The organism is Phocaeicola faecalis (genome assembly GCF_021730445.1).
GTDB classification, from domain to species: domain Bacteria; phylum Bacteroidota; class Bacteroidia; order Bacteroidales; family Bacteroidaceae; genus Phocaeicola; species Phocaeicola faecalis.
Window position 1 is genome coordinate 55,032 of the sequence record NZ_JADNRM010000013.1, and the last position, 24,391, is coordinate 79,422.

The 24,391-nt window shown below is 43.3% G+C and carries 17 protein-coding genes; 12 read left to right on the forward strand and 5 right to left on the reverse strand.

Features of this window, described 5'->3' with window-relative positions; genetic code table 11:
• Nucleotides 1-130: 130 nt before the first annotated feature.
• The 3 genes from lgt to IR173_RS12510 all read left to right on the forward strand — a co-directional run bounded on the left by lgt (nt 131) and on the right by IR173_RS12510 (nt 5,561).
• Nucleotides 131-937, forward strand: coding sequence for a prolipoprotein diacylglyceryl transferase (gene lgt, locus IR173_RS12500; RefSeq protein ID WP_237039934.1), 807 nt, complete (start codon nt 131-133; stop codon nt 935-937).
• 160 nt (nt 938-1,097) lie between these two features.
• Nucleotides 1,098-3,269: an LruC domain-containing protein gene (locus tag IR173_RS12505; protein ID WP_237039935.1), complete on the forward strand. Its 2,172-nt coding sequence runs from the start codon at nt 1,098-1,100 to the stop codon at nt 3,267-3,269.
• A 267-nt stretch (nt 3,270-3,536) separates the two neighbouring features.
• Nucleotides 3,537-5,561, forward strand: coding sequence for a DUF4842 domain-containing protein (locus tag IR173_RS12510; protein WP_237039936.1), 2,025 nt, complete (start codon nt 3,537-3,539; stop codon nt 5,559-5,561).
• Between the two features lie 316 nt (nt 5,562-5,877).
• On the opposite strand, the gene IR173_RS12515 is transcribed toward IR173_RS12510, so the two are convergent.
• Nucleotides 5,878-6,489, reverse strand: coding sequence for an HU family DNA-binding protein (locus IR173_RS12515; protein ID WP_237039937.1), 612 nt, complete (start codon nt 6,487-6,489; stop codon nt 5,878-5,880).
• Nucleotides 6,490-6,777: 288 nt separating this feature from the next.
• Between IR173_RS12515 and IR173_RS12520 the strand changes: the two genes are divergently transcribed.
• From IR173_RS12520 to IR173_RS12545, 6 genes are all read left to right on the forward strand, one after another.
• The gene (locus IR173_RS12520; RefSeq protein WP_237039938.1) at nt 6,778-8,511 is read left to right on the forward strand and encodes an ATP-binding protein; all 1,734 of its coding nucleotides are present in this window, start codon (nt 6,778-6,780) and stop codon (nt 8,509-8,511) included.
• 247 nt (nt 8,512-8,758) lie between these two features.
• On the forward strand, nt 8,759-11,077 hold the full coding sequence (locus IR173_RS12525) for a TonB-dependent receptor (protein WP_237039939.1): 2,319 nt from the start codon (nt 8,759-8,761) through the stop codon (nt 11,075-11,077).
• A gap of 33 nt (nt 11,078-11,110) precedes the next feature.
• On the forward strand, nt 11,111-12,988 hold the full coding sequence (locus IR173_RS12530) for a GH32 C-terminal domain-containing protein (protein WP_237039940.1): 1,878 nt from the start codon (nt 11,111-11,113) through the stop codon (nt 12,986-12,988).
• Nucleotides 12,989-13,118: 130 nt separating this feature from the next.
• Entirely contained in the window at nt 13,119-14,279 is a 1,161-nt protein-coding gene (locus IR173_RS12535; RefSeq protein ID WP_237039941.1) for an MFS transporter, read from the forward strand.
• Nucleotides 14,280-14,281: 2 nt separating this feature from the next.
• Nucleotides 14,282-15,160, forward strand: a complete 879-nt coding sequence (locus IR173_RS12540) for a carbohydrate kinase family protein (protein WP_237039942.1) — start codon at nt 14,282-14,284, stop codon at nt 15,158-15,160.
• 117 nt (nt 15,161-15,277) lie between these two features.
• Nucleotides 15,278-17,992, forward strand: a complete 2,715-nt coding sequence (locus tag IR173_RS12545) for a hybrid sensor histidine kinase/response regulator transcription factor (protein ID WP_394800672.1) — start codon at nt 15,278-15,280, stop codon at nt 17,990-17,992.
• An 86-nt stretch (nt 17,993-18,078) separates the two neighbouring features.
• Here IR173_RS12545 and IR173_RS12550 read toward each other — a convergent pair whose 3' ends face one another.
• Both IR173_RS12550 and IR173_RS12555 read right to left on the reverse strand, forming a co-directional pair.
• Nucleotides 18,079-18,507: an amino acid-binding protein gene (locus tag IR173_RS12550; protein WP_237039944.1), complete on the reverse strand. Its 429-nt coding sequence runs from the start codon at nt 18,505-18,507 to the stop codon at nt 18,079-18,081.
• A 12-nt stretch (nt 18,508-18,519) separates the two neighbouring features.
• Nucleotides 18,520-19,818 (reverse strand): phenylacetate--CoA ligase family protein, encoded by a 1,299-nt coding sequence (locus IR173_RS12555; RefSeq protein WP_237039979.1) that lies wholly within the window; start codon nt 19,816-19,818, stop codon nt 18,520-18,522.
• A 115-nt stretch (nt 19,819-19,933) separates the two neighbouring features.
• On the opposite strand from IR173_RS12555, the gene IR173_RS12560 reads away from it, so the two are divergent.
• On the forward strand, nt 19,934-20,572 hold the full coding sequence (locus IR173_RS12560) for a DUF3256 family protein (RefSeq protein WP_237039945.1): 639 nt from the start codon (nt 19,934-19,936) through the stop codon (nt 20,570-20,572).
• Nucleotides 20,573-20,656: 84 nt separating this feature from the next.
• Here the strand turns inward: IR173_RS12560 and IR173_RS12565 are convergent, their stop codons facing one another.
• Complete coding sequence (locus tag IR173_RS12565) at nt 20,657-20,911, reverse strand: type B 50S ribosomal protein L31 (RefSeq protein WP_005943009.1); 255 nt, start codon at nt 20,909-20,911, stop codon at nt 20,657-20,659.
• Between the two features lie 326 nt (nt 20,912-21,237).
• Between IR173_RS12565 and IR173_RS12570 the strand changes: the two genes are divergently transcribed.
• Together IR173_RS12570 and IR173_RS12575 are read left to right on the forward strand one after the other, a co-directional pair.
• Nucleotides 21,238-22,242 (forward strand): class II fructose-bisphosphate aldolase, encoded by a 1,005-nt coding sequence (locus IR173_RS12570; RefSeq protein WP_237039946.1) that lies wholly within the window; start codon nt 21,238-21,240, stop codon nt 22,240-22,242.
• Nucleotides 22,243-22,396: 154 nt separating this feature from the next.
• Nucleotides 22,397-23,440 carry an alpha-L-fucosidase gene (locus IR173_RS12575; protein WP_237039947.1) on the forward strand — a complete coding sequence of 348 codons (1,044 nt, stop codon included), beginning with the start codon at nt 22,397-22,399 and terminating at the stop codon, nt 23,438-23,440.
• 20 nt (nt 23,441-23,460) lie between these two features.
• On the opposite strand, the gene IR173_RS12580 is transcribed toward IR173_RS12575, so the two are convergent.
• Nucleotides 23,461-24,336, reverse strand: a complete 876-nt coding sequence (locus IR173_RS12580; protein WP_237039948.1) for an AraC family transcriptional regulator — start codon at nt 24,334-24,336, stop codon at nt 23,461-23,463.
• Nucleotides 24,337-24,391: the final 55 nt, after the last annotated feature.

Genomic DNA, 24,391 nt, shown 5'->3' on the forward strand with positions numbered 1-24,391 from the left:
CAAAAATAGTGCTTCCATGTCTTGAATGTGATATTAATGCATATAATTCAAAATCTCTTCTCCGATTTATTTCGGGGAAGGGATTTTTTTATTTCCTTTGCGCTTATATAATAAACAAAGAAATAAAACAATGATAGCTAGTATTCTGTGGGATGTAGATCCCGTATGGTTTAAGGTTGGCAGCTGGGAAGTGCGTTGGTATGGCTTGATGTGGGGGCTGGGATTTGTCTTGGCTTATGAGATTGTAGGTCGGCTTTTCAAGAAAGAAAAGTATCCCGATGACTGGGTAGACAAACTTTTTGTTTATTGCATTGTCAGCACGGTGATAGGTGCCCGGTTGGGACATTGTTTATTCTATGAATGGGATTACTATTCGGTGCATCCGGTTGAGATATTAAAAATTTGGAAAGGCGGGCTGGCAAGCCACGGAGGAGTCTTTGCCATTATTCTCGCTCTCGTTTGGTACTCTAAGAAGGTGACGAAGAAAAGTGTCTGGTGGTTGTTCGACCGAATGATTCCGGCAGTTGCGGTGGTGTGCTTCTGCATCCGTTTTGGCAATTTGATGAATTCCGAAATTTATGGATATCCCACTACTTTACCATGGGGCTTTGAGTTTGTGCGTTCGCGTGAATGGCACCAGTTATATGAAGGCTTGCCCTGTCATCCAACCCAGATTTATGAAATGCTCTATTGCTTGGTGGCGGGCGTCACTGCATGGGTGATGTATCATAAATACCATTTGCAGAATCGTGTGGGACTGATTACCGGGGTGAGTCTGCTCATTTTCTTTGGCTCACGTTTTGCGTTGGAGTTTATGAAGAACCCGCAAGTGGTGGAAGAAACAAATATGACTTTGAATATCGGGCAGTGGCTGAGCGTACCTTTGATATTATTGGGAGCGTATCTCATCTATAAAAGTAAAACGGCCAAAGCGTAGATGTCGGTAGATTAATCAAAAGTATAGGTGAATTATTCAAGTGGAAATAAATGCTTGAAAACTAGATGCTTATGTACTAATTTAAAGGCTTTTTCTTTGCTTAATCATTTTTATATTTCATATCTTTGTACGAAATATGATTAACTTGAAACAGGCTATTATGAAAAAAAGCATCTTTTTATTATTATGTATCTCTGTATTGTTTTCTTGTACAAAGAAAGAAGACTTCTTTGACCCTCATCACATCGACGAAGAAGCAAAAGAGAATTTTCCGGTGGAGAACATTGACCCTAATCATAATTGGGAAATGGCAGGTGTAGGCAATATGACTGTCTCTATAAAAGATGGTACGGGGGAAACCTATAAAATACAGGTTTGTACCGATAATCCTTTAAATATTGATAATAGTGCACGATTATTATCTGAACAGACAATCAAGGATGGTGAAAGCAAATCTTTTTCTTTTGACATGCCTTTAGCACAAGATTATTTGTTTGTGGTAAAAGAATCTGCAGATTATTCAAGAGTGGTTATTCCTACAGTGCTTGAGAATGGTAAATTTACTGTCAATATAGGTAGTGGAACAAGAAGTCTTCGAGGTTTTTCCGATGCTCAACCCAAAGCTCTTTCTATAAATTATTCATTGAGCAACGATGCCTTTAATTGTCCTGACAATGCAAAACAGATTTCACCAGCAAAAGATGCTTGGGAAATTATGACGTTAACTGTAACCGGGAATTGTTTTATAGATTCGCCGATGACTTGCGAAAGGATAACCATGGAACCTAATTCTCATCTTTATATAAAAGCAGGCGGAAGTTTAACAGTTGAAGTCTCTAAAGGCAATTCTAAGCAGATATATTACTATAATGACTTTCTTGCTTTAAAATCGACTGAATCTATTAGTATATTAGCCGGTGGCTCTTTAATTTGTAAAACGCATCGTGGTATAGACCTTTCCGGTGGAAATCTATATAATCAAGGTGAACTAAAAGTTATAAATGGAAAAATAGATAATTACGCTCCAACCAGTGGTATCATTATGAGCTCAGGAAGTGTTTATAATGAAGGTAGTATCGATGTGAAAAAAGAAGATATTTCTATCAGTGGTGGACAATTTATTAATGCAGCAGGCGGTAAAATCAGTACTATGGATAATGATCTTGATTTAAAAGTTACCTCAAAAGGTGAGTTCCATAATCAGGAAGATGCATTTGTTGCAGTTGATGATACGGAAATCAGCGGAGGTGTTTGGCTTAATGAGGGCGAATACAAGACAACGGAAATGGATATAACAGGTAGTTCTGCTAAAATTCAGAATAATTGTAAATTATTGGTCGGAATTGACCATCAAGGTGATGGCGAGTTTGAATTAAACTCTTCTGTGACGTTTGAAAACTCCGGTTATGTGGAATGTAAAGAGGCAGAGTGGGGACAAGGTCGTATCTTAATGACCTCCGGCGCTATCTTTAAAGTTAGCGGAAAGGCTGAATATTATTCTAATTTTACAATAGAGGGACCAACTACAGGGAAGGATGCTTATTTAATAATGGAGCAGGCAAAATATAAAGAAAGTAGCGGTTCTAATAATGAGTATAAAGGTAATTTGACAATTGTATGTGATAATTATTTTAGTAATTCTAAAGCAGATTTACCTCTTCCTATTAATAAACCTATTGCGGGTTCGAACTCAATCAAAATAGAGCTGCCTACTACAGAATGCAGTGATGGTCATCATCAGGAAGTTGTTCCTCCAACTCCTGTTGCAAGACAAGTCTATACATACGTTTTTGAAGATATGACCCGTGAAGCCGGTGACTTTGACTTTAATGATGTGGTGTTGAAAGTAACGGTTCCCGATGAGTCCGGTAAGGCAACAGTGACCTTGTTTGCGGCCGGTGCAACTAAGAATTTGTGGGTAGGATATAAAAATAACGATTTGTTTGGAGAGGTTCATACAGCTATGGGATGTGAACCCGGAACTTTAATAAATACCGGCAGTGGTCTCAATGTCGCTCCTGTAGAAAAGGAAATCACTATCGCCGGTACATTAAAACAGAATGGAGATTTTTATATATATGATGAAAATAAGATAGAAATACATATTGCTTCTATGGTAAGTCCGGAATCTACTTATCCTCCTTATGGCCTCTGTATTCCCGGTGACTGGGAGTTCCCGAAAGAACGCAATAAGATAACCGGTCTTTATCGTTACTTTGAAAACTGGGTGCAAGATTATACTGTTTGTACCAGATGGTATGAAGAACATATGCAGGAGTTCAAATCAGCCTGGGATGCTGCTAATGGCGAATACCCTTATGCTGATAAGTGATTTTAAAACTAAACATAAGTCTGCATAGATAATGAATATATTTGGCTGATTTAATAAAAAACTACCATTTCGAAGAAAAGGGCTAAAAGCGGTCATGTTGACAACTTTTAGCCCTTTTAAGTTGATGGTCTGTGTCGAGATGGGATGATTTCATTCAAAAGTATTGGTAAATCAATCAAAAACTTAAGAATCAGTGAAATACCTTCTTCATTTTTGTTTTATAATAATATAATATTTACTTTTGTTCACTCTAACACTTATTATGATATGAAGAAATTATTGATTCTAGGGATGGTACTTGCTGCATTTGCTTCGTGCACAGACCATAAAAGTTTGTTCGATTCAGAACGGATAAAGGAAGAAGCAAAAGAAAACTTTCCGGTGAAGGACATTGACCCAAACCAAGATTGGAACATGATGGCAGTACGCACCTTGGATGTCACTATGGATACGAACACCGGAGCTAGTTATACTGTAAAAGTATTGACTGATAATCCTTTTAAGGCAGACAACGATGCGCGGATACTTGCTGAGGCAGAGGTGAAAGACGGTACTACAGTGAGTTTGAAATTTGATGCCCCATCAGCAATGCAATATGCTTACGTGATGCGCCAAATGGGGGATAAGGATTTTGTGGTGACCGTTGCAACCCTTAAAAATGATAAGTTTGTAGCTGCTTTCGGACGTTCTACAGCCCAGCGTGCGGCTTCTGCACGTGCTACTAATATTACAATTGATAATTTGCCTGATAATGATAAGGACTTTATTTGTCCGAGTGGTGCTAAGGGAGTGACAAAAGGCGATATTGGCAAACATTTGAAAGCTGGTTCTTATTTCATCTCAGAGGATGTGACTACAGATAAGATAAATTTTGAGGACGGTGTTAAATTGTATGTTAACCCTGATATTACTTTGAGTCTCAACATTGATAAACTTGACAAAGGAACAATCATAGTATGTGCCGGCGGTAGATTGAATATCAAAGGAACCAAAAAAAATGATGACAAAGATGATGACGGTGATGATGACGATGAAGCCTTTACTTTAAAAGGCTCTATCTATAATAAAGGAACTGTCTCTATTCAAGCAGATAAGTTTTGCATGCAGAATAAAGAAGCCAGGCTTATTAACTATGGACCAATGAAGGTAGAAGCTGATTTTGAATTTAAAGCAGGCGAGTTCTATAATGGAGAGGATGGACGGTTTTCGGTCGATGAAACATCGATAGATAGTAATAGTACTGATGGCGCCAATGAGCACAAATCAAGTGCTACATGGGTAAATGACGGCTATTATACTTGTTATGAGTTTGAAGTCTCTTCAGGGTATCAACTTCAGAATAATTGTAATTTATATCTTGGTGAAAGCTTTGAACTGGAAGGCAATAATGGCAAGGATGTTATCTTTAATAATAGTGGGTTTATTTTTAGTGAAGGAACTGCTAAATTAAAAAATGCAACTTTAAATATGGCCGGTAAAAGTATCTTTAAAACTCAAAGTCTGGAATTTGAGAAGAGTGTTCTGCTGCACAGTGATGCAAGCGCACAGGATAAGGACAAGCCTTTGCTGCTGTGTGTTGAAGGAGCCTCTTACGATGATGGTAAGGGGGAACTTACAATGAGCGGAGTTACCAATGTGACATGTGGAAATGGCTTTTTTGAACCATGGTCTGCCTCCGGTTATGCATTATTGGTGAATGCAACAGTGGACAATGCGCAGGGTTGTAATCCGGAGTATGAGAATGGAGCACCGGATGTAGAACCGGACCTGGCCATTGTGACTTATGCATTTGAAGATATTACCACTACTGTCGGCGACTATGATTTTAATGATGTGGTGCTGAAAGTAACGGTTGTGAAAGATGGGGACATCACAGTTGCATTGGCGGCTGCCGGAGCAACCAAAGAACTGTCTGTCGGTTGTAAGGTAAACGGTCAGGATAATGTGTTGTGGGGCAGTGTGCATGAAGCTTTAGGGGTATCGGCAGGTACAATAGTCAATCCCGGTCCTTCTACATGGGAAGAGATGCCTAAGCAAACTATAAAAAACATAGAAAGTCTCGCTGACGTAGTCTTTTATATTTATGAAAAGAATAATCCGGATTTAAGGGTTTATATTTCACAGGATGACCCTGAATTTATAAAGGGGGGTGTGCCTTTTGCTTTATGTATTCCTACAGATTGGGCATATCCGGCAGAGCGCCAGATGATTAATGAGAAATATGAAGACTTTGGCGCGTGGGGAGCTCATAGAAATTCACATCAAGATTGGTATAAAACGCCGACCAAATAAGAGGGGGGATAACCTTCTTGCGAGGAGGGTGTATCGAAACGCTCATAAACTAAAAGAGGTGTCAAAACTAACATCACCACTCTACAAAGTTACAGATTGTAACTAACAATTATAAAGGAACCATATCAAACTCTGTTTTCAAGTAATGATATGGCTCTTTTCATCATTGATTTAGGAAGTCAAGTTTCAGATTAAAAGTTGTCCTTTCATCAAATTACGTTTTGACACACTCTCTTCGATAAAAGGGAAGTTTCGACACATCCTCCTTGTTTTCATAAAAATCAAACGTGCGGAAAGAGGTATGGCGGTGTATTGGTTAAGCCTCCGGCATTGCCCTGTACATCACGTGCGGAGTCCGTCCCTCTCTTGTTATCCTCTTGTCGTTGTACCATCGGCGCAGTTCGATGCCCGCCTTTGTCTTCAGCAGTCCCGTAAGTTTACAATACTCCTTGCAGTTAATGACGGAATGTTCCTTCAGATAGGCCGTCAGTAATGCAAAGCGTTCTTCTTCCGAATATTGGGAGGAAGAAATCCGGAAACCATATTCCGCGCGTTCTAATTCGCCTTTGGCACGTATCTCTTTGCGGAACTGCCGGGTAGGTTTGAACTTCACGTTGTCAAAGTGTACCGATGCGGCGCGTATCTCGTGCTTGTCTGTCACCTTGCGACAGGTCAGGGTGGCGGAGAAAGTGCCCAGCTCCCCCAGTCTCACGTTATAACCGTCCGCCAGATAATTGGCGATAATACTTTCCAAATCACAGAACAGGCCTAGAACCGTTCCTTCCTTGATGGTGGAGCGTCGGGCTACGTCCTTAGCTAAATCTGTCAGGTCTTTTGTGCCCGATACTACAATTTGTGGATACAGGGTGGGCTGCTCCTTGTCCCCCTGTATGTCGGGAGACGTCTTGAAATCATACTTTGCTGCCATGCTAATGCTTTTTAATAGGAGAATTAAGTTGTTTATTCCTGAAGGCTAAGGGTTTTCTTCCTAAGGGCTTTTATAATCTGCTGCAATGGATTGTATAGTCTGCTGTAATGGACTGTACGGTCTACTGTAACGGACTGTACAGTCTGTTGGCGGAGTCTGTCTTAGTATTCAGTACAAAAGTACTTAATCATACCGTAAAAACCTATTAATCTGCCGAGAAAAAGAGTTTAGGGGTTGTTAAAGAGAAAAAGAAGAACTAACTTTGTCTTGAACAAAAACAGATGGATTATGGCAAAAGGAATACCTTATGGAGTGTCGGATTTCAGCCGATTGGTAGGCCAGGATTATTATTATGTAGATAAAACGCATTTTCTACCTCTGATAGAAGATATGGCAAACTATCTCCTTTGGGTTCGTCCGCGTCGTTTTGGGAAAAGTGTATTCCTTACCATGATGCGTGCTTATTATGATATGTCGCAAAAAGACCGTTTTGAACAACGGTTCGGCAATCTGTGGATAGGCAAGCATCCCACCAAACTGCAAGGCGTTTATCAAGTGCTTTACTTTGACTTCTCTAAAGCCAATCTGGGCAGGGGAACATTGGAAGATAATTTCAATGATTATTGCAGTGTGCAGTTGAATGATTTCTTCAGTACGTATGCGGAGTATTATCAGAATGAAACGGATTTTGACCGGATAGTCGCTTCCACCGAAGCTTCCACCAAGTTGCATTGGCTGGAGGCCACGGCTCGGCGTTTGGGACATTTGCTTTATTTGATTATTGATGAATATGATAACTTTACCAATGTCATACTGAGTGAACAAGGCAAGAACCTTTTCCGTGACTTGACTCATGCCAGCGGTTTTTACCGGGAATACTTCAAGCAATTTAAAGGTATGTTTGAACGTATTTTTATGATGGGAGTGAGTCCGGTGACGTTGGACGACCTTTCCAGCGGATATAATATTGATTGGAATATCAGTACTGCTCCGCAGTTCAACATGATGATGGGATTCAGTGAAACGGAAGTGCGCGAGATGTTTCGGTATTATCAGCAGGCAGGCAGGTTGGAAGGGGATATCGACGAAATGATTCGGGAGATGAAACCTTGGTACGATAATTATTGTTTTGCTGAGGAAAGTTTAAGAACCGACCCGAAGATATTCAATTGTGATATGACATTGTATTATCTGCGTCATCGGGTGATGTTGGGAGCTTCTCCTGAAGAAATGGTTGATAAGAATATTCGCACGGATTATAGTAAACTCAAGATGCTTGCCCGGCTCGACCATGAAAATCAGGAAGGGGAGGACCGCATGAGCACTATAGAGGAGATAGGGGCGAAAGGAGAAATTCTGGTGAACCTGCATACCTCATTCCCCGCTGAGAAGATTACCCAAACCGATAATTTCCGGAGTTTGCTTTATTATTATGGTTTGCTTACAATGTGTGGAACCAGAGGTGACCGCATCGTGATGTGTATTCCCAATAACTGCGTGCGTGAACAATACTTCGGCTTCCTTCGTGAGTATTACCAGCAGCATGGAGAAATTTATCTGCCTCGTTTGAAAGATTTAATTGATGATATGGCTTTTGACGGAGATTGGAAGCCTTTGTTTGAGTTCATTGCCAAGGCTTACCGTGATAATTCGGCTGTCCGCGATGCCATAGAGGGGGAACGTAATCTGCAAGGCTTTTTTAAAGCATATTTGGCGTTGGCCTCGTATTACTTGGTGCATCCCGAACTGGAAATGAATTATGGTTATTGTGATTTCTTCTTGTTGCCCGACAAGCAGCGTTATCCCGAAACGAAACACAGCTATATTATGGAGCTGAAGTATGCGTCGCGTACAGCTACTGAGGCTGAGCTGGAGGAGCAAGCCTGCGAAGGAAGACGGCAGTTGGAACAGTATAGTCGGGACAAAAAAGTGTTGCTCGCCGGCAGTGGAACTGACTTGCATTGCATCTTGCTTCAGTTTAAGGGCTGGGATATGGTGAAATGCGAAGAAATAAAATGCTGATTGTATCGGGGTGAAACTTCAGTCCCGACAGTTTCTTTCACAATTTTCTTCGATGAAATGGCGGTTTTTGGACGCGTGAAGCGTGAAAGGACTTTCGGAATGACTTCTGTTCACTAAGAATGTTACATAATTGAGCACTTTTGTTACAAGGAAACAAGAGTGCTATCCCATGCAACAAATGTTTCAAAAGTGTTGTGAGACAACCCTTACCTTTGCCTCAGAAAAACTTCTAAAAACATTTAATGCTATGAACAAGAATCAGCGAATGAACAGAATGGGCGCGCTCCTTATTATATGGGCAGCCGCTTGCTTGAACAGCCACGCACAACAAGACTCAGCCAAAGTCGTCTCTAACTCGAAGGAAGAAGGCAATCGAAATGTCATGCTGAATGCGGCCAGTGCCAATGGCCCACGTGAAATCTCCATCGGTCTTCCCGGCGGCGATGTGAATGTACTCGAAAACGGTTTGCCCGTGGTCTATAATTCAAATCCCCATAATGTAAACACGCACTGGCGTGGAGACAGTAGCTTGGGGCATACCGGACTGCTTAAAATATCCGAAACTGCCATTACTACCGGAAACATCGGTTATGCTGTGAACTCTTTTACCGAATTGGGACTGAACAAGGCTAAGGATTTCAATGGCGTGCTGAATTATAATACCAATCACTTTGGCAAACAGCAGTTTGATTTCAACTTGAACGGAAGCATCGGCAAGGACTGGTTCTACAGTGGAAGTGTCTATCAGAATTTTGACCCGGGTTCGTTCAAACTTCGCTTTGCACAGTATCAGGACCGCACACAAATCTATAAGTTTGCTTTGACAAAGTTCTACCATGAAGGTCGCGGACAGTTGTCGGCCATCTATCATTACAGCAATAGTCACTGGCTGTCGAATGCCACTACCGGTGCGCCCTTTATTTATGTGGGTGACGGCAGTGTGAAGGAAATTCCCGGATTCGGACTCGGCACTTCTTCCTATCTTCCTAATGTCTCGGACATTGTTTATATGGATATGCGCACAGGTGAGATGAAAAAGACAAGCCTTTATGATGCTACTGCCAGCAAAGGCAATCAATTCACATTGCTGAACCGTTACAAATGGGATAATGGCTTGGAGTGGACTGTGAATATGAAGTATGACCATGCACTGGGCTCTTATCTCTACCAGACTCCCATGTCGATGGAGAAGAAAACAGTGGCGGACGGCTACAGCCGGAAGGCATTGGACGGAACGCTGACCCCCTACGAAGGGTATGTGCAGAGCCGTATGTCGTGTTTCAACCGGGGTAGCATCGATGAGTTCTTCTTTACCACCGAACTGTCACGGAAGTATGACAACATGACTTGGCGCGTGGGCTTGAACGAATGGTATTATGATGTGGACTATGCTTCAAACACCACGATGTACGACCATACGGTAGAAGAATATCCTCAGATTCTTTACAGTGCCGATACCAAAGACATTCATCATTATGGTGATACTCCATATTATAATCTGAATCAGAATGCTTCGGAATACTATAAAGGCCATGAAAATAAGCTGGCTCTTTATGCTACTCACGATTGGGATATTACTGATAAATGGAATGTGTATTATGGCGCTCGTTTTGAATACCAGCGTTTGGCAGGAAAGAATCTGGCTGTGTACAATGCAGACGGAAAAGCGGTAGGCCGTTTTGCCAATTATCACATCGGGGCGATTGCAGCCGACGGCACCAAGATTGCCCCTCGCGGTTATAGTTATGATTGGCTCAATATGGCATTCACGGCAGCCGCTACTTATAAGATGACGCAACAGTTTGGTTTCACTGCCGATTTCACTTACAATACCCAGCGTCCGAATATGTCGAACTTTGCACCTGCCGAGATGCCGAATGTAGATAAGATAACCATTCCGTTGGGACGTGCCGGTATCTATTTCAATAATGACTGGCTCAGCCTGACTTCCTTGTTCACTTATATTGCCAAGACAAATAACAACTCGACACTGAATCTGATTAACCCCAACAATGATAAGGATATCAAAGCCGCAGCACTGAGCTATGATATTGAAACCATCGGTTGGACAACAGATGCGGTTGTGAAGCCTTTCAAAGGATTTGATTTCCACTTCTTGTTTACTTACCAGAGCCCGAAATACAAGAAATATGAGACGGGGGTTACTTTCAGTGACGGAACGACTTCGGGCATCAACGCCACCGGTAATATTGTAACCGAAATTCCGAAGGTGCTGATTGAACTGGACCCGAGTTACAACATCACCAAAGACTTGAAGGTATGGGCCAGCTTCCGTTACTTCAGCAAGACGTATGCCAATATTAAGAATGCTTATTACTTTAACGGACGCTGGGAAACATTCGGCGGTATCAACTGGAATGTGAACAGACATCTTTCTTTAAGCGGAACGGTGATAAACTTCTTGAATCAGACCGGTGCAAAGGGAAGCATTTCGGGTGCGGAACTGGTGGATAAGGAAAATGCTGCCGCTTATAACGGTGCATGGATGGCAGGAAGCTACATCCGTCCGTTCACCGTAGAATTTGCGGCGAAAATAACATTCTGATTTTAATAATAAACTTTTAATACCCTATACTCCATGAAAACAAATTTCGTTAACCTTACATTAGGTTTGGCCTTTACAGCAGGCGCAGTGTCTTGCCAGTCACCGAAAGACAATCTGACGTTCGAACATCAAGGGGATACCTTGACCATCGTACATATTGCAAATCCGTCTAAATATCTGTTGCTCCCCGTTCAGGAAAGCAGCGATGAAGGACAGGTAAAACTCGATATGGGAAGTGCGGCAGATACGGAAATGGATGTCCGTCTGGCCACAGACAATGTAGAATATTATGTGCCTTTTGCCTTATCGCAAGATGCAAGCGGCGCAACGGTGACTATCCGCAATGTGGCAGCCGATGCCCTATGCTGGGACAGCATTAAGGTCTCGGATACTTTTGATACAACAAACAGAGATAAGTTCCGTCCCGTTTATCATCACACTCCGCTCTATGGTTGGATGAATGATGCCAACGGACTGGTTTATAAAGACGGTGAATATCACCTTTACTTCCAATATAATCCATACGGCTCGGTATGGGGAAATATGCATTGGGGACATTCCGTGAGCAAGGACTTGGTGCATTGGGAGCATCTTGACCCTGCCATCGCAAGGGATACCTTGGGGCATATCTTCTCGGGAAGTGCAGTGGTGGATACAAAGAACAGCGCAGGCTACGGTGAAAATACAATGGTTGCTTTCTATACTTCGGCCAGTGACAAGAACGGCCAGATTCAGTGTATGGCATACAGCACAGACAATGGACGTACGTATACTAAATACGAGAAGAATCCTATTCTGACTCCTTTTGACGGATTGAAGGACTTCCGTGATCCGAAGGTCTTTTGGTATGAACCCAATCAAAAATGGGTGATGGTGGTATCTGCCGACAAGGAGATGCGTTTCTATTCTTCGCAGAACTTGAAGGACTGGGAGTTTATGAGTGGCTTCGGCGAAGGTTACGGAGTACAGCCCAGCCAGTTTGAGTGTCCCGAGTTTGTGCAATTGCCTGTGGACGGTGACAAGAACCGTATGAAGTGGGTATTGATTGTCAATATCAATCCGGGGTGCATGTTTGGCGGTAGCGCTACACAGTATTTTATCGGTGACTTTGACGGCAAAGAGTTTAAGTGTGACACAAAGCCCGAAGTGACCAAATGGTTGGACTTTGGTAAGGACCATTATGCTACCGTTTGTTTTTCGAATACGGGAGAACGTACGATTGCCGTGCCCTGGATGAGCAATTGGCAGTATGCCAATATCCTTCCTACCAAACAATACCGCAGTGCCAACTCGCTGCCCCGCGAATTGAGCCTTTATACAAAGGACGGACAGATATATATGGCTGCCAATGCGGTGAAGGAAACGGAGGCGTTGCGTAAAGAGGTGCGCGAAGTGGGTCGTCTGACTGTAAATGGCGAGAGCCGGTTGGAGGAGCTGGTTCCCGATACAGACGGAGCATACGAACTTTCGATGGATATTACTCCGGGTGCGTCGCAGAGGGCAGGTTTCGAGCTGTTGAACAGTAAGGGTGAGAAAGTGAACATTTATCTGGATATGAAAGAACACAGATTGGTGATGGACCGCACGGAAAGCGGCATTACCGACTTGGGCGAGCCGAGCAAATTCAATGTGCACGAAAAGGAGACGGACAATCACCGCATGAAACTCTCTGTGAATTATAAGAATGATTTTGCATTGGGTACTTGGGCGCCGCTCTCTTTGTGCAAAGGCGGAACTTATCATCTGGATGTTTTTGTGGATAAGTGTTCTATTGAGATTTTTGTAGATGGCGGACGCATTGCCATGACTAATTTAGTCTTTCCGGATGAACCTTATAACACGCTTCGTTTTTATAATGAAGGAGGGGAAATGAAAGTGACGGATTTCATGATATATAAATTAGGTTTGTGATTTAGGTTAGGTATTCCCGAATGTGTCCGTCCGAATGCGTAAAGTGAACTGTTTTCGGGCAGACACATGGGTCTGCCCCTACGGTGAATGAATAAGAACAATGTACAAAAAAACAATAGATAATAAAACCATGAACAACAATAAAAACCTATATGCCAAATTAATCCCGGTGATGCTTTGTTTCTTTGCCATGGGGTTTGTAGACTTGGTGGGCATCGCTTCCAATTACGTCAAGGCCGACTTGAGCCTGACGGATGCGCAGGCCAATATCTTTCCGTCACTGGTTTTCTTTTGGTTCCTTATCTTCTCGGTTCCTACAGGAATACTGATGAATAAGATAGGGCGTAAGAAAACGGTACTTCTGAGTCTTGCTGTGACTTTTGCCTCTTTGCTGATTCCTGTTTTCGGAGACAGTTATGTCACTATGCTATTGTCTTTCTCTTTGCTGGGCATCGGCAATGCACTGATGCAGACCTCTCTGAATCCTTTGTTGAGTAATATTATAGCGGGAGATAAATTGGCCAGTACACTTACTTTTGGACAGTTTGTCAAAGCCATCGCTTCTTTTCTGGCTCCTTATATTGCCATGTGGGGCGCTACACAGGCTATTCCCACTTTCGGATTGGGCTGGAGGGTATTGTTTCCCATTTATATGGTGATTGCGGTGCTTGCCATCGTTTTATTGGGTTCCACTCCCATTGAAGAAGAGCAGCCCGACAAAGCTTCCGGTTTCAAGGCTTGTCTGGCTCTGTTGGGAAAACCGTTCATCCTGCTCTCTTTCGTCGGCATCATGTGTCATGTGGGTATTGATGTCGGTACCAATACCACTGCCCCGAAAATATTGATGGAACGTCTGGGGATGACACTGGCAGAGGCAGGTTTTGCTACCAGCCTTTACTTCATATTCCGTACAATCGGTTGTTTCTTGGGAGCTTTTATCCTGCAGAAAGCTTCTGCCAGGTTCTTTTTTGCTTTCAGCGTAGTGTTAATGTTATTGGCTATGGCAGGCTTGTTTATGTTCCATACCGAAACTATTATTTATATTTGTATCGCCATGATTGGTTTTGGAAACTCCAATGTGTTTTCCATCATCTTCTCGCAGGCATTGTTTGCCGCACCCGAAAAGAAGAACGAGGTGTCCGGCCTGATGATAATGGGCCTGTTCGGTGGCACCGTGTTTCCGTTGGCAATGGGAATTGCCGCTGATGCGGTGGGACAGACAGGAGCTGTAGCAGTGATGACTGTTGGTGTGATTTACTTGTTAATATATACCTTAAAAATAAAGAAATGACCATGAATGATATTATCGTAGGAATGGGTGAGGCACTCTGGGATGTGCTGCCCGAAGGAAAGAAAATAGGAGGTGCTCCGGCAAACTTTGCTTATCATGTATCGCAATTTGGCTTTGACAGCCGTGTGGTGAGTGCGGTGGGAGAGGATAAGTTGGGCGATGAGATTCTAGCCAATTTTGACAGCAAGCACTTAAGTTATCAGATTGCAAGAGTGCCTTATCCTACCGGCACGGTACAAGTGGAGCTGGACCCGAATGGTGTGCCGATGTATGATATAAAAGAGAATGTGGCATGGGACAATATCCCTTTTACCCCGGCTTTGGAAGAACTGGCGAAAAAAACGCGTTCGGTATGTTTTGGTTCGCTGGCACAGCGCAGCGTGGTTTCCAGAGAAACAATTCATAAGTTTCTGGATGTGATGCCCGACGGGGAAGGACAGTGCAAGATATTTGATGTGAATTTGCGTCAGGGATTCTATACGAAGGAGATACTTTGCAGCTCGATGAAGAAGTGCAATATCCTGAAGATTAATGATGAAGAATTGGTGACTGTGAGCCGTATGTTTGGTTATCCGGGTATCGACCTGCAGGATAAATGCTGGATTCTGCTTGCCAAGTACAACTTGAAGATGCTGATTCTTACTTGTGGGGTAAACGGAAGCTATGTGTTTACTCCCGGCGAGGTTTCATTTGTGGAGACTCCGAGAGTGGAAGTGGCGGATACGGTGGGGGCAGGAGACTCTTTCACCGCTACTTTTGTGGCTGCTGTCTTGAAGGGCAAGAGTGTGCCCGAAGCGCATAAGCTGGCAGTGGATGTTTCCGCTTATGTATGTACACAGAATGGGGCGATGCCCCAGCTGCCGGGCAATCTTAGACTATAATGCCCGGAGAGGTTGCCTGTGAAGGTAGCCTCTTTTTGTTTTATAAACTTGTATTATTGACTGTTACCTTTTATCTTTGTTCAAACAATAACGGTGGAAAGCATGAAAAACTATGTTATGTGTATACTGGTATGCATCGGTAGCCTGTTGGTGTCGTCGTGCAGCAGGAGGGCAACGCGTTATCACATCGGTGTGTCTCAATGCAGCGATGATGAATGGCGGCATAAGATGAATAATGAGATGCAGCGTGAAGCACTTTTTTATGATGGAGTGGAGGTGGAGTTCCGTACGGCAAAAGACAATAATCAATATCAAATAAATGATATCAATTATTTTATTGACAAGAAGGTCGATTTGTTAATCGTGGCTCCCAATGAAGCGGCGGCCATCACTCCTTCGGTGGAAAAGGCGATAAAAAGAGGAATCCCGGTAGTGGTGGTAGACCGCAAGACATTGTCGGATAATTATACGGCGTTTGTAGGGGCGGATAATTATAAGATTGGCAATGACGTGGGACATTACATTGTCAGTCGCTTGAACGGGAAGGGGAATATCTTTGAGGTGACAGGGTTGGAGGGGTCTACGCCTGCCATGGAGAGACATAAGGGTTTGATGGATGCATTGGCTGAGGCTCCGGGCATAAAGAGAATCGGAAGTGTGGATGGAGGTTGGTTGCAGAGTCAGGCAAACGAAAAGACAGACTCTGTATTGCGTGCCTGCAAAGAGATTGATTTGCTCTTTGCACAGAATGACCGTATGGCAATCGGAGCTTATCTGGCGGCCAGGCAGCAGGGAAGGGAAAAAGGAATACTTTTTGTGGGAGTGGATGCACTGCCCGGAAAAGATTATGGACTGGAGCAGGTGATGAACGGTGTTTTGGATGCCTCTTTTATTTATCCCACCGGAGGGGATAAGGTGATGCAGGTTGCCATGGACATTTTGGAGAAAAGGGCTTTTGAGAAAGAGAATATACTTTCTACGGCATTAGTGGACAAGACGAATGCCCGCGTGATGCAGTTACAGACCGACCATATTTTGGAACAAGACGGAAAGATAGAGAAACTGAATGGGCAGATTGATGAATTCTGGTCGCGTTATTCGGCGCAGACTATGTTTCTGTATGCTTGTCTGGTTATTCTGATTCTGTTTGCGGCATTGCTGGCCATTATTGTGCGTGCCTATTGGATGAAGAACCGGATGAATGCGGAACTTTCTTTTCAGAAGAAGAAACTGGAGGAGCAGCGTGACCAACTTATCAGTCTTTCAAAGCAATTGGAAGAGGCAACGCATGCCAAACTGGTATTCTTTACGAATGTGTCCCATGATTTCCGCACTCCGCTTACGTTGGTTGCCGACCCGGTGGAACAGCTTTTAGAGGATAAGTCGTTGACGCCGAAACAGCTATCCTTATTAAAGGTGGTGCATAAGAATGTACATATCTTGCTGAGACTTGTTAATCAGATTCTTGATTTCCGTAAGTATGAAAACGATAAATTGGAATTGGTAAGAGCCAATATGAATCTACGGGTGCAGTTGCAGGAATGGAGCCATTCTTTCCAAACGTTGGCTTTGAAAAAGCATATTCATTTTGTATTGGAGGTGAATGATGACCAGGCAGATTATCTGATGGCACTGGATGCCGAGAAAATGGAACGTGGCTATTTCAACTTATTGTCCAATGCGTTTAAGTTCACACCGGAGAATGGAACTATTACGGTTACACTCTCTACTTTGGTGAAGGAGAGAGGTGGAAGATATGCCCGTCTGGTGGTTGCTGATACCGGTTCGGGAATCTCTGTCCAACATATCCGGCATATCTTCGACCGTTTTTATCAGATTGACGTAAACCATGCAGGTTCGGGCATCGGACTTGCCTTGGCAAAGGCTTTTGTCGAACTGCACGGTGGAGAGATAACGGTGGACAGTGTGGAAGGAAAAGGAACTGTATTTACAGTGGATATCCCTATGACGGTAGTGGAAGAGCCGTCGGCAGGCCTCGTGCAGGAACCGCGCATCACACAGCAGACGGTGGTGGAGGAGCTGGAGGATATGGAAACAGAAGAGCAGATTCCGGACGAGAATAAGGAATGTATCTTGATAATAGATGACAACGCGGATGTGCGTGACTATGTGAAGTCATTGTTGAAAGAAGAATATACGGTGATAGAGGCTCCTGATGGGCATGCCGGCCTGAAGAAAGCCATGAAATATGTGCCCGACGCCATAATCTGTGATGTAATGATGCCGGTAATGGACGGACTGGAATGTTGCAGAAAGTTGAAAACAGAATTGCAGACTTCCCATATTCCGGTGATGCTGCTCACCGCTTGTTCGCTGGATGAACAGCGGATACAGGGATTTGAGTGTGGGGCGGACTCTTATATTTCCAAACCTTTTAACTCCAAACTGTTGCTGGTACGGCTTCGTAATCTGATGGATAACCATAAGCGGTTGAAACAATTCTTCGGAGATAAGACTACCTTGTCTAAAGAATCGGTAAGTGAAGTAGATAAAGGGTTTGCCAATCGCTTTAGGGCGTTGATAGAAGAAAACTTGGCGGATTCTGAGTTGAGTGTAGAGGAGTTGGGCAGCAAGATGGGATTGGGCCGGGTGCAGCTGTATCGTAAAATAAAGGCGCTTACCAATTATTCTCCCAATGAGTTGTTGCGTATTGCCCGATTAAAGAAAGCCGCTTCCTTGTTGGCTTCTTCAGAGAAAACCATCTCCGAGATAACGTATGAGGTCGGTTTTACTTCTCCTTCTTATTTTACAAAATGTTATAAGGAGTATTTTGGAGAAAGTCCTACGGACTTCTTGAAACGAAGAGGGTAAATTGTAGGGGCAGACCCATGTGTCTGCCTGAATGGTACAGCAAATGTATCGGGCGGACACATGGGTCCGCCCTTACGATAAATAATTTAAATCAGCGTCGACAAGTCTTTCTCAGCTACGAAAGAGAGATTATTCAGAATAATCACTTCTCTTGCTCTGTCGGGATTATCTGTGCGGAAAATCAATATGCCTTTGTTTCCTAACAAGAAGGAATACAGATAAGTGATTCCTATTTTGGCTTCACTGAAAATGGTGATAGCGTCTGCTGCCCGTCCCGGCTGATTATCCAGTGTGATGGCGAACACATCAGAGAGCGCCACGGATATTCCAGCCTCTTTCAGCGTTTCGTATGCGCGTTTGGGTTCCGAGCAGATGATACGGTAAATGCCATATTCCACAGTATCGGCAATGGTGGAAGCAATCAGTTGTATGCCTGCTTCTTTCAATAAGTTCAATACTTTCTGTAATGTCCCCGCTTTGTTTTCAATGAAGACAGATAATTGTTGGACGGTCATAATTTTATCTTTTTAAAAAGTTTTACGTAAGTCTTTTACTCTCACTGCCTTGCCTTCCGATTTGGGCAAAGAGCCTTTCGGGACAAGTTTTACTCGCGGAGTAACCAGAATTTCATCTTTCAACTGGCGTGTAATCTCGCGGGTAAGGGCTTGCAAACGGCCATAGTCGTCGGTAAACAACTGGCTGAGTTCCACTTCGATAGTCATTTCATCGTTTGATTCCATTGTTTCGAGTGTAATCAGATAGTCGCTGCCCAGCTCCTTAAATTGCAACAATACTGTTTCGATTTGTATCGGGAAGATATTAACCCCTTTCAGGATAATCATGTCATCACTGCGGCCTTTCATTCTGTCCAGACGTTTATGATGGCGTCCGCACGGACATTCTCCCGGAAGAATGCGAGTGAGGTCGCGAGTACGGTATCTCAACATCGGCATGGCTTCGCGGTTGATGGTGGTCAACACCAGTTCTCCTACTTCACCATCGGGCACGGGTTCCAGCGTATCGGGGTTAATGATTTCAACGATATAATAGTCTTCCCAAATGTGCAGGCCGTTTTGTTCCTGACACTCAAAGGCTACGCCGGGGCCGCACATTTCGGACATTCCGAAGGAGTTATATGCTTTGACTCCCAACATCTTTTCGATGCGGCGGCGTTGTTCTTCAGAGTGAGGTTCTGCCCCGATAATTAATGTCTTGAGTTTGGTATCCCGACGCGGATCGATGCCCATTTCTTCCATCACCTCGTACAGGCGGGCTGCATAGCTGGGAATGGCATGCAATGCGGTGGTTCCGAAGTCAGTAATGAACTTTAATTGTCTTTTGGTATTGCCGGCAGCAGCAGGAACGGTAAGCATCCCCATACGTTCCGCTCCGTATTGAAATCCAAGTCCGCCGGTAAACATTCCATAGCCGGAGGAGTTTTGGAAGATATCACCGGGGCGTAAGCCTACCATGTAGAGGCAGCGTGCAACGGCGTTGGCCCATTCGTCAAGGTCTTTCTGTGTGTGAAGAATCACGGTCGGGTTACCGGTTGTGCCACTGGACGAGTGCAGGCGGACTGCTTTTTCCAAAGGAACGGCAGCCATTCCGAAAGGATAAGTATCGCGCAGGTCTTGTTTGGTTGTAAAGGGAATCTTGCGTAAGTCATCTAGTGAGCGGATATCTTCGGGTTTCAGATGGTTCTCTTCAAAGCGTTTCTTGTAAAAAGGAGAATTCATGCAGTGGCGGACGGTCTTTTGCAAACGTTCCAACTGTAGTTTCTCAATCTCGGGACGTGTCAGCGTCTCCATTTCCGGGTGTAAATACATAGTATCTTTCATGCTTAGTTGGTTATCAATTGCACAAAAGTAGAAAAAAATCTTATACGGTTGACAAATGGGAGAGAAAATATGTATCTTTGAACACTTAATGAAAGATGATAATATGAAAAAGCTGATAAGTATATTGATTGGTATAGCAAGTGTGGTTGGCGTGCAGGCGCAAGATATGAAGACATTATTTGTCTCGATGCCAGATTCTATTGCACCATTGCTCACGAAGGTGAACCGGGAAGATTGCATTGACTTTCTTGCCAGTAACATGAAAGCGGAAGTGAAAAACCGTTTCGGAAAGACGGCGGAGCTGAAGAAACTGACAGATGACTATCTGCAACTGCAAACGACTTCAAGAAGCACGCTGGAGATGAAATTGCTTCCGTTGAATGATTCGGTGAAAATCGTGTGTATGGTGAATACTGTGTGTGCATCCGCTTGCGATAGTGAGATACGCTTCTTCTCTACTCAGTGGCAAGAACTTCCCAAACAGGATTATGTGCAGTTGCCGCCCGTTGAAGCGTTTTATCTTCCAGTTGATTCTTTGAATGGAGATTTTCCTTTGTTGCGTGAAAAAGCCGACATGGAACTTTTGAAAGTTACGCTCTCACCGGAGAATACCACCTTGAGTTTTACCTATACCACTCCCGATTATCTGGCAAAATCAGAAAGAGAAAAACTGGCTGCTTATATAAAGAAAGAGCCGGTGGTGTATGAATGGGCAGGTGGAAAGTTTGTCGGGGGAAGATGAAAGGATTACATGTGTGGACACAAATAAAGGCTGTAACTCGGAGGAGTCACAGCGTTTATTTTGTAACTTGAATGAAGTTATAAATTACTTTTTCATGCGGTTACCATAACGGCTCATGAACTTATCAACACGACCTGCTGTATCCACCAATTTAGACTTACCGGTGTAGAAGGGGTGTGATGTGCTGGAGATTTCAATTTTCAGCAGCGGATAAGTTTCACCTTCGAATTCGATGGTTTCCTTAGTTGCCACAGTTGACCGAGACAAGAACATATCACCGTTTGACATATCTTTAAATACAACGGGACGATAGTTTTCTGGATGAAGACCTTTTTTCATTTTGATATATGTTTTTATTGTTATTATTTTACTGTTTTGGTAACAACAATGTGTAATGGTTCAATTTTGGACTGCAAAGATAGGTCATTTCTTTGAAAGAGAAAAACTTCGGCCGTATTTTTTTTGTTTTTCATCTGTATTTTATTGTTTGCCCATATTGCAAGGTCGACATTACAATATAATCTGTTTGAGATGTTTAGCATAGATATAAGTTAATAAAACCATAATTAATAAGATAATTTTAGAGCGAAAATGCCATAGTTAGAACATTTATGCTTAATTTTGCAGTGGAATTTAATTCACTAACAATTATAAATATTAGAACAATGGTTAATTACAAAGATTTAGGTCTGGTAAACACTAGAGATATGTTTGCTAAGGCTATCAAAGGTGGATATGCAATTCCTGCATTCAACTTCAACAATATGGAACAGATGCAGGCTATCATCAAAGCTGCAGTAGAAACAAAATCTCCGGTTATTTTGCAGGTTTCAAAAGGGGCTCGTCAGTATGCTAACGCTACTCTGTTGCGTTACATGGCTCAGGGTGCTGTAGAATATGCAAAAGAATTAGGTTGTGCACATCCTGAAATCGTTCTTCACCTGGACCACGGAGATACTTTCGAAACTTGCAAGAGCTGTATCGACTCAGGTTTCTCTTCTGTAATGATCGATGGTTCTCACCTGCCTTACGAAGAAAACATTGCTTTAACTAAGAAAGTAGTAGACTATGCTCACCAGTTTGATGTAACTGTAGAAGGTGAACTGGGTGTATTGGCCGGCGTTGAAGATGAAGTTTCTTCTGACCACCACACTTATACTGACCCTGAAGAAGTAATCGACTTCGCTACTCGTACAGGTTGCGATTCATTGGCTATTTCTATCGGTACTTCTCACGGTGCTTATAAATTTACTCCCGAACAGTGTACTATTGATCCTGCAACAGGTCACATGGTTCCTCCTCCCTTGGCATTTGGAGTATTGGATGCTGTAATGGAAAAACTTCCGGGATTCCCTATCGTTCTTCACGGATCTTCATCAGTTCCTCAGGAAGAAGTTGAAACAATCAACAAATTTGGTGGTGCTTTGAAGGCAGCTATCGGTATTCCTGAAGAATGGTTGCGCAAGGCTGCTAAGTCTGCTGTTTGTAAAATCAACATCGACTCAGACTCTCGTTTGGCTATGACTGCCGCTATCCGTCAGACATTTGCTGAAAAACCGGCTGAATTCGACCCGCGTAAGTACTTAGGTCCGGCTCGTGACAACATGGAAAAACTGTACAAGCACAAAATTATCAACGTGCTGGGTTCAGACAATAAATTGGCTGAATAATAATTTCATCCTATATAAATAAGAAAAGGCTGCTTTCTTCATTGAAGGCGGCCTTTTTATTTCTCTTTTCTTATCAAAAGAGGAACGGTTTTTGTCAATTCTCGTCCACGAATCTTTTCTACTTTTGCAGAAAATCAACAATTCTATTATACACATGAAAAAACTATTATTTATCCTTTTCCTTGCCGCCCTGACTCTTCAAGGCGCTTACGGGCAAAAACTGATATTGCCCTCTCCCTCCACCGTCCCCTGCAAAGAGCAACAGAAACAGATAGCTCGAAAGTACGGAATGTTCATTCATTTTGGAATTAATACCTTTCACGACGAGGAATGGACTGACGGTTCCAAGCCCGCCTCTTCATATTGTCCGACCAGGGTTGATGCGGAGCAATGGATAAAGACAGCCAAAGATGCTGGCATGAAATATGTCATACTGATAGCCAAACACCATGACGGGTTCTGCCTTTGGGACAGCAAATACACGGAATATGACGTGGCTAGCTCGGGCAACAAGACTAATGTGGTGGAAGCAGTGGCTAAAGCTTGCAAGAAATATGACATAGGCCTCGGACTTTACTACTCGCTATGGGACAGAAAAGTCAACGGTGACGTGAAAGACCAAACTCAGGATGCTGCCTACAATGAATACATGATTAAGCAGTTGAAAGAACTGATAACCATTGCTCAGAAACACACAAACATTGTGGAATTTTGGTTTGACGGCGGTTGGGAAAAGCAGAACTACCGCTGGCCGGTTATGGACATCTACCAAACCATCAAATCTAAAGAGCCCGAATGCCAAATCGGTATTAACTGGAGTATCGGTTCGCCTGAAAACGTGGATGCGCATCCGGTCTTGCCCGAAAACCAAAAGGTGGGCTATCCCATCCGCTACTTCCCTAGCGACTTTCGTTTGGGCGATCCTTATTTGCCAACCGATAACGACCCTAAGATATTCACCCATGACGGCAAAGATTACTATATGCCTTGGGAGTCGACTGTATGCATCAGCGAACGTTGGTTTTACAACACCAACGATAAGAAGTTTAAGTCCATTGACGAACTTGAAAGGCTTTACAAGCAATGCACTAAAAACGATAATATCCTGATACTGAACTGCCCGCCCGACAGGGAAGGCCGCATACGGGCAGAAGACATTCGCATTCTGAAAGAACTGCGTACACGGCTGGGGATTTAAGACGGCCCATGTAGACGGATTTATATGCTCAGTTGCTTCGCCCGATATTCCTTGGGCGAGTACTGGGCTATTTTTGCAAAGAGGCGGGTGAATTGCGCCGGGCTGAGAATTCCCACCTTCTCAGCAATCTGCATGATGGTCAAATCGGTTGTCAGCAGCAAAGCTTGGGCACGCTCTATGCGCTTTACCTGAATGTATTCGCAAGGAGACATCCCTATAATTTTCTTGAAAACTTTTGAAAAATGGTCGGGAGTAAGACACATTAATTCCGCTAAATCATTCACGGAAATGCGCTTGTCCAGATTCTTGCTCACGTAGCCGATTACTAATTCGAATTTCCCATAAGAATCGTTCGCCGACGGTTGCTTCAGGCTTTCATCGCTCACAAACCGGGAAAGCAACTGCAAGAGAATGCCGTCGCTTTCTATAATCGAACCCATACGGAAAGACGGATTTCCCTCGCACGCTTCGTAGATAGCCTTGTCATTACCATAGTGCTGAGGGTCTACCACCGACAAGGCTTTACAAGGGTTCAGTTTTAAATAACGTTTCACCAAGTCTCGGTCGGTAGTATGGGCGGCAACCTTCAGATTCATCTTCGAAGGGTTTGGTATTCCGGCATTTCCCGCCAAATCATCGAAGAAGCAAATGTAATAGTGGTCCATGGAGTCACTGCATTCATAGCTATGGAAAGTAAACTTGGGAATTAGGAATAAAGTTTCTGGGGTTAGCTCATAGCTAACATTGTTGATATACACTTTTCCACATCCTTTTTCTATATAATAGAGCCGATAAAAGGGACTGATTACATTCTTATAGTTCCACCAACTGCCTACACGTTTGAATCCCGTGTAAATCATTGACAATGAAAAGGTTTTATATACAGATATAGTCATACTCAACGGCCTTTTATTTAGATATCACAAAGATGGTTATTTTTCTCGACTATGC

What these genes read in the sequence shown, in the direction of transcription:
- lgt (WP_237039934.1), top strand. Translation starts at nt 131, where the DNA reads ATGATAGCTAGTATTCTGTGGGATGTAGATCCCGTATGGTTTAAGGTT.
- IR173_RS12505 (WP_237039935.1), top strand. Translation starts at nt 1,098, where the DNA reads ATGAAAAAAAGCATCTTTTTATTATTATGTATCTCTGTATTGTTTTCT.
- IR173_RS12510 (WP_237039936.1), top strand. Translation starts at nt 3,537, where the DNA reads ATGAAGAAATTATTGATTCTAGGGATGGTACTTGCTGCATTTGCTTCG.
- IR173_RS12515 (WP_237039937.1), bottom strand. Translation starts at nt 6,489, where the DNA reads ATGGCAGCAAAGTATGATTTCAAGACGTCTCCCGACATACAGGGGGAC.
- IR173_RS12520 (WP_237039938.1), top strand. Translation starts at nt 6,778, where the DNA reads ATGGCAAAAGGAATACCTTATGGAGTGTCGGATTTCAGCCGATTGGTA.
- IR173_RS12525 (WP_237039939.1), top strand. Translation starts at nt 8,759, where the DNA reads ATGAACAAGAATCAGCGAATGAACAGAATGGGCGCGCTCCTTATTATA.
- IR173_RS12530 (WP_237039940.1), top strand. Translation starts at nt 11,111, where the DNA reads ATGAAAACAAATTTCGTTAACCTTACATTAGGTTTGGCCTTTACAGCA.
- IR173_RS12535 (WP_237039941.1), top strand. Translation starts at nt 13,119, where the DNA reads ATGAACAACAATAAAAACCTATATGCCAAATTAATCCCGGTGATGCTT.
- IR173_RS12540 (WP_237039942.1), top strand. Translation starts at nt 14,282, where the DNA reads ATGAATGATATTATCGTAGGAATGGGTGAGGCACTCTGGGATGTGCTG.
- IR173_RS12545 (WP_394800672.1), top strand. Translation starts at nt 15,278, where the DNA reads ATGTGTATACTGGTATGCATCGGTAGCCTGTTGGTGTCGTCGTGCAGC.
- IR173_RS12550 (WP_237039944.1), bottom strand. Translation starts at nt 18,507, where the DNA reads ATGACCGTCCAACAATTATCTGTCTTCATTGAAAACAAAGCGGGGACA.
- IR173_RS12555 (WP_237039979.1), bottom strand. Translation starts at nt 19,818, where the DNA reads ATGTATTTACACCCGGAAATGGAGACGCTGACACGTCCCGAGATTGAG.
- IR173_RS12560 (WP_237039945.1), top strand. Translation starts at nt 19,934, where the DNA reads ATGAAAAAGCTGATAAGTATATTGATTGGTATAGCAAGTGTGGTTGGC.
- IR173_RS12565 (WP_005943009.1), bottom strand. Translation starts at nt 20,911, where the DNA reads ATGAAAAAAGGTCTTCATCCAGAAAACTATCGTCCCGTTGTATTTAAA.
- IR173_RS12570 (WP_237039946.1), top strand. Translation starts at nt 21,238, where the DNA reads ATGGTTAATTACAAAGATTTAGGTCTGGTAAACACTAGAGATATGTTT.
- IR173_RS12575 (WP_237039947.1), top strand. Translation starts at nt 22,397, where the DNA reads ATGAAAAAACTATTATTTATCCTTTTCCTTGCCGCCCTGACTCTTCAA.
- IR173_RS12580 (WP_237039948.1), bottom strand. Translation starts at nt 24,336, where the DNA reads ATGACTATATCTGTATATAAAACCTTTTCATTGTCAATGATTTACACG.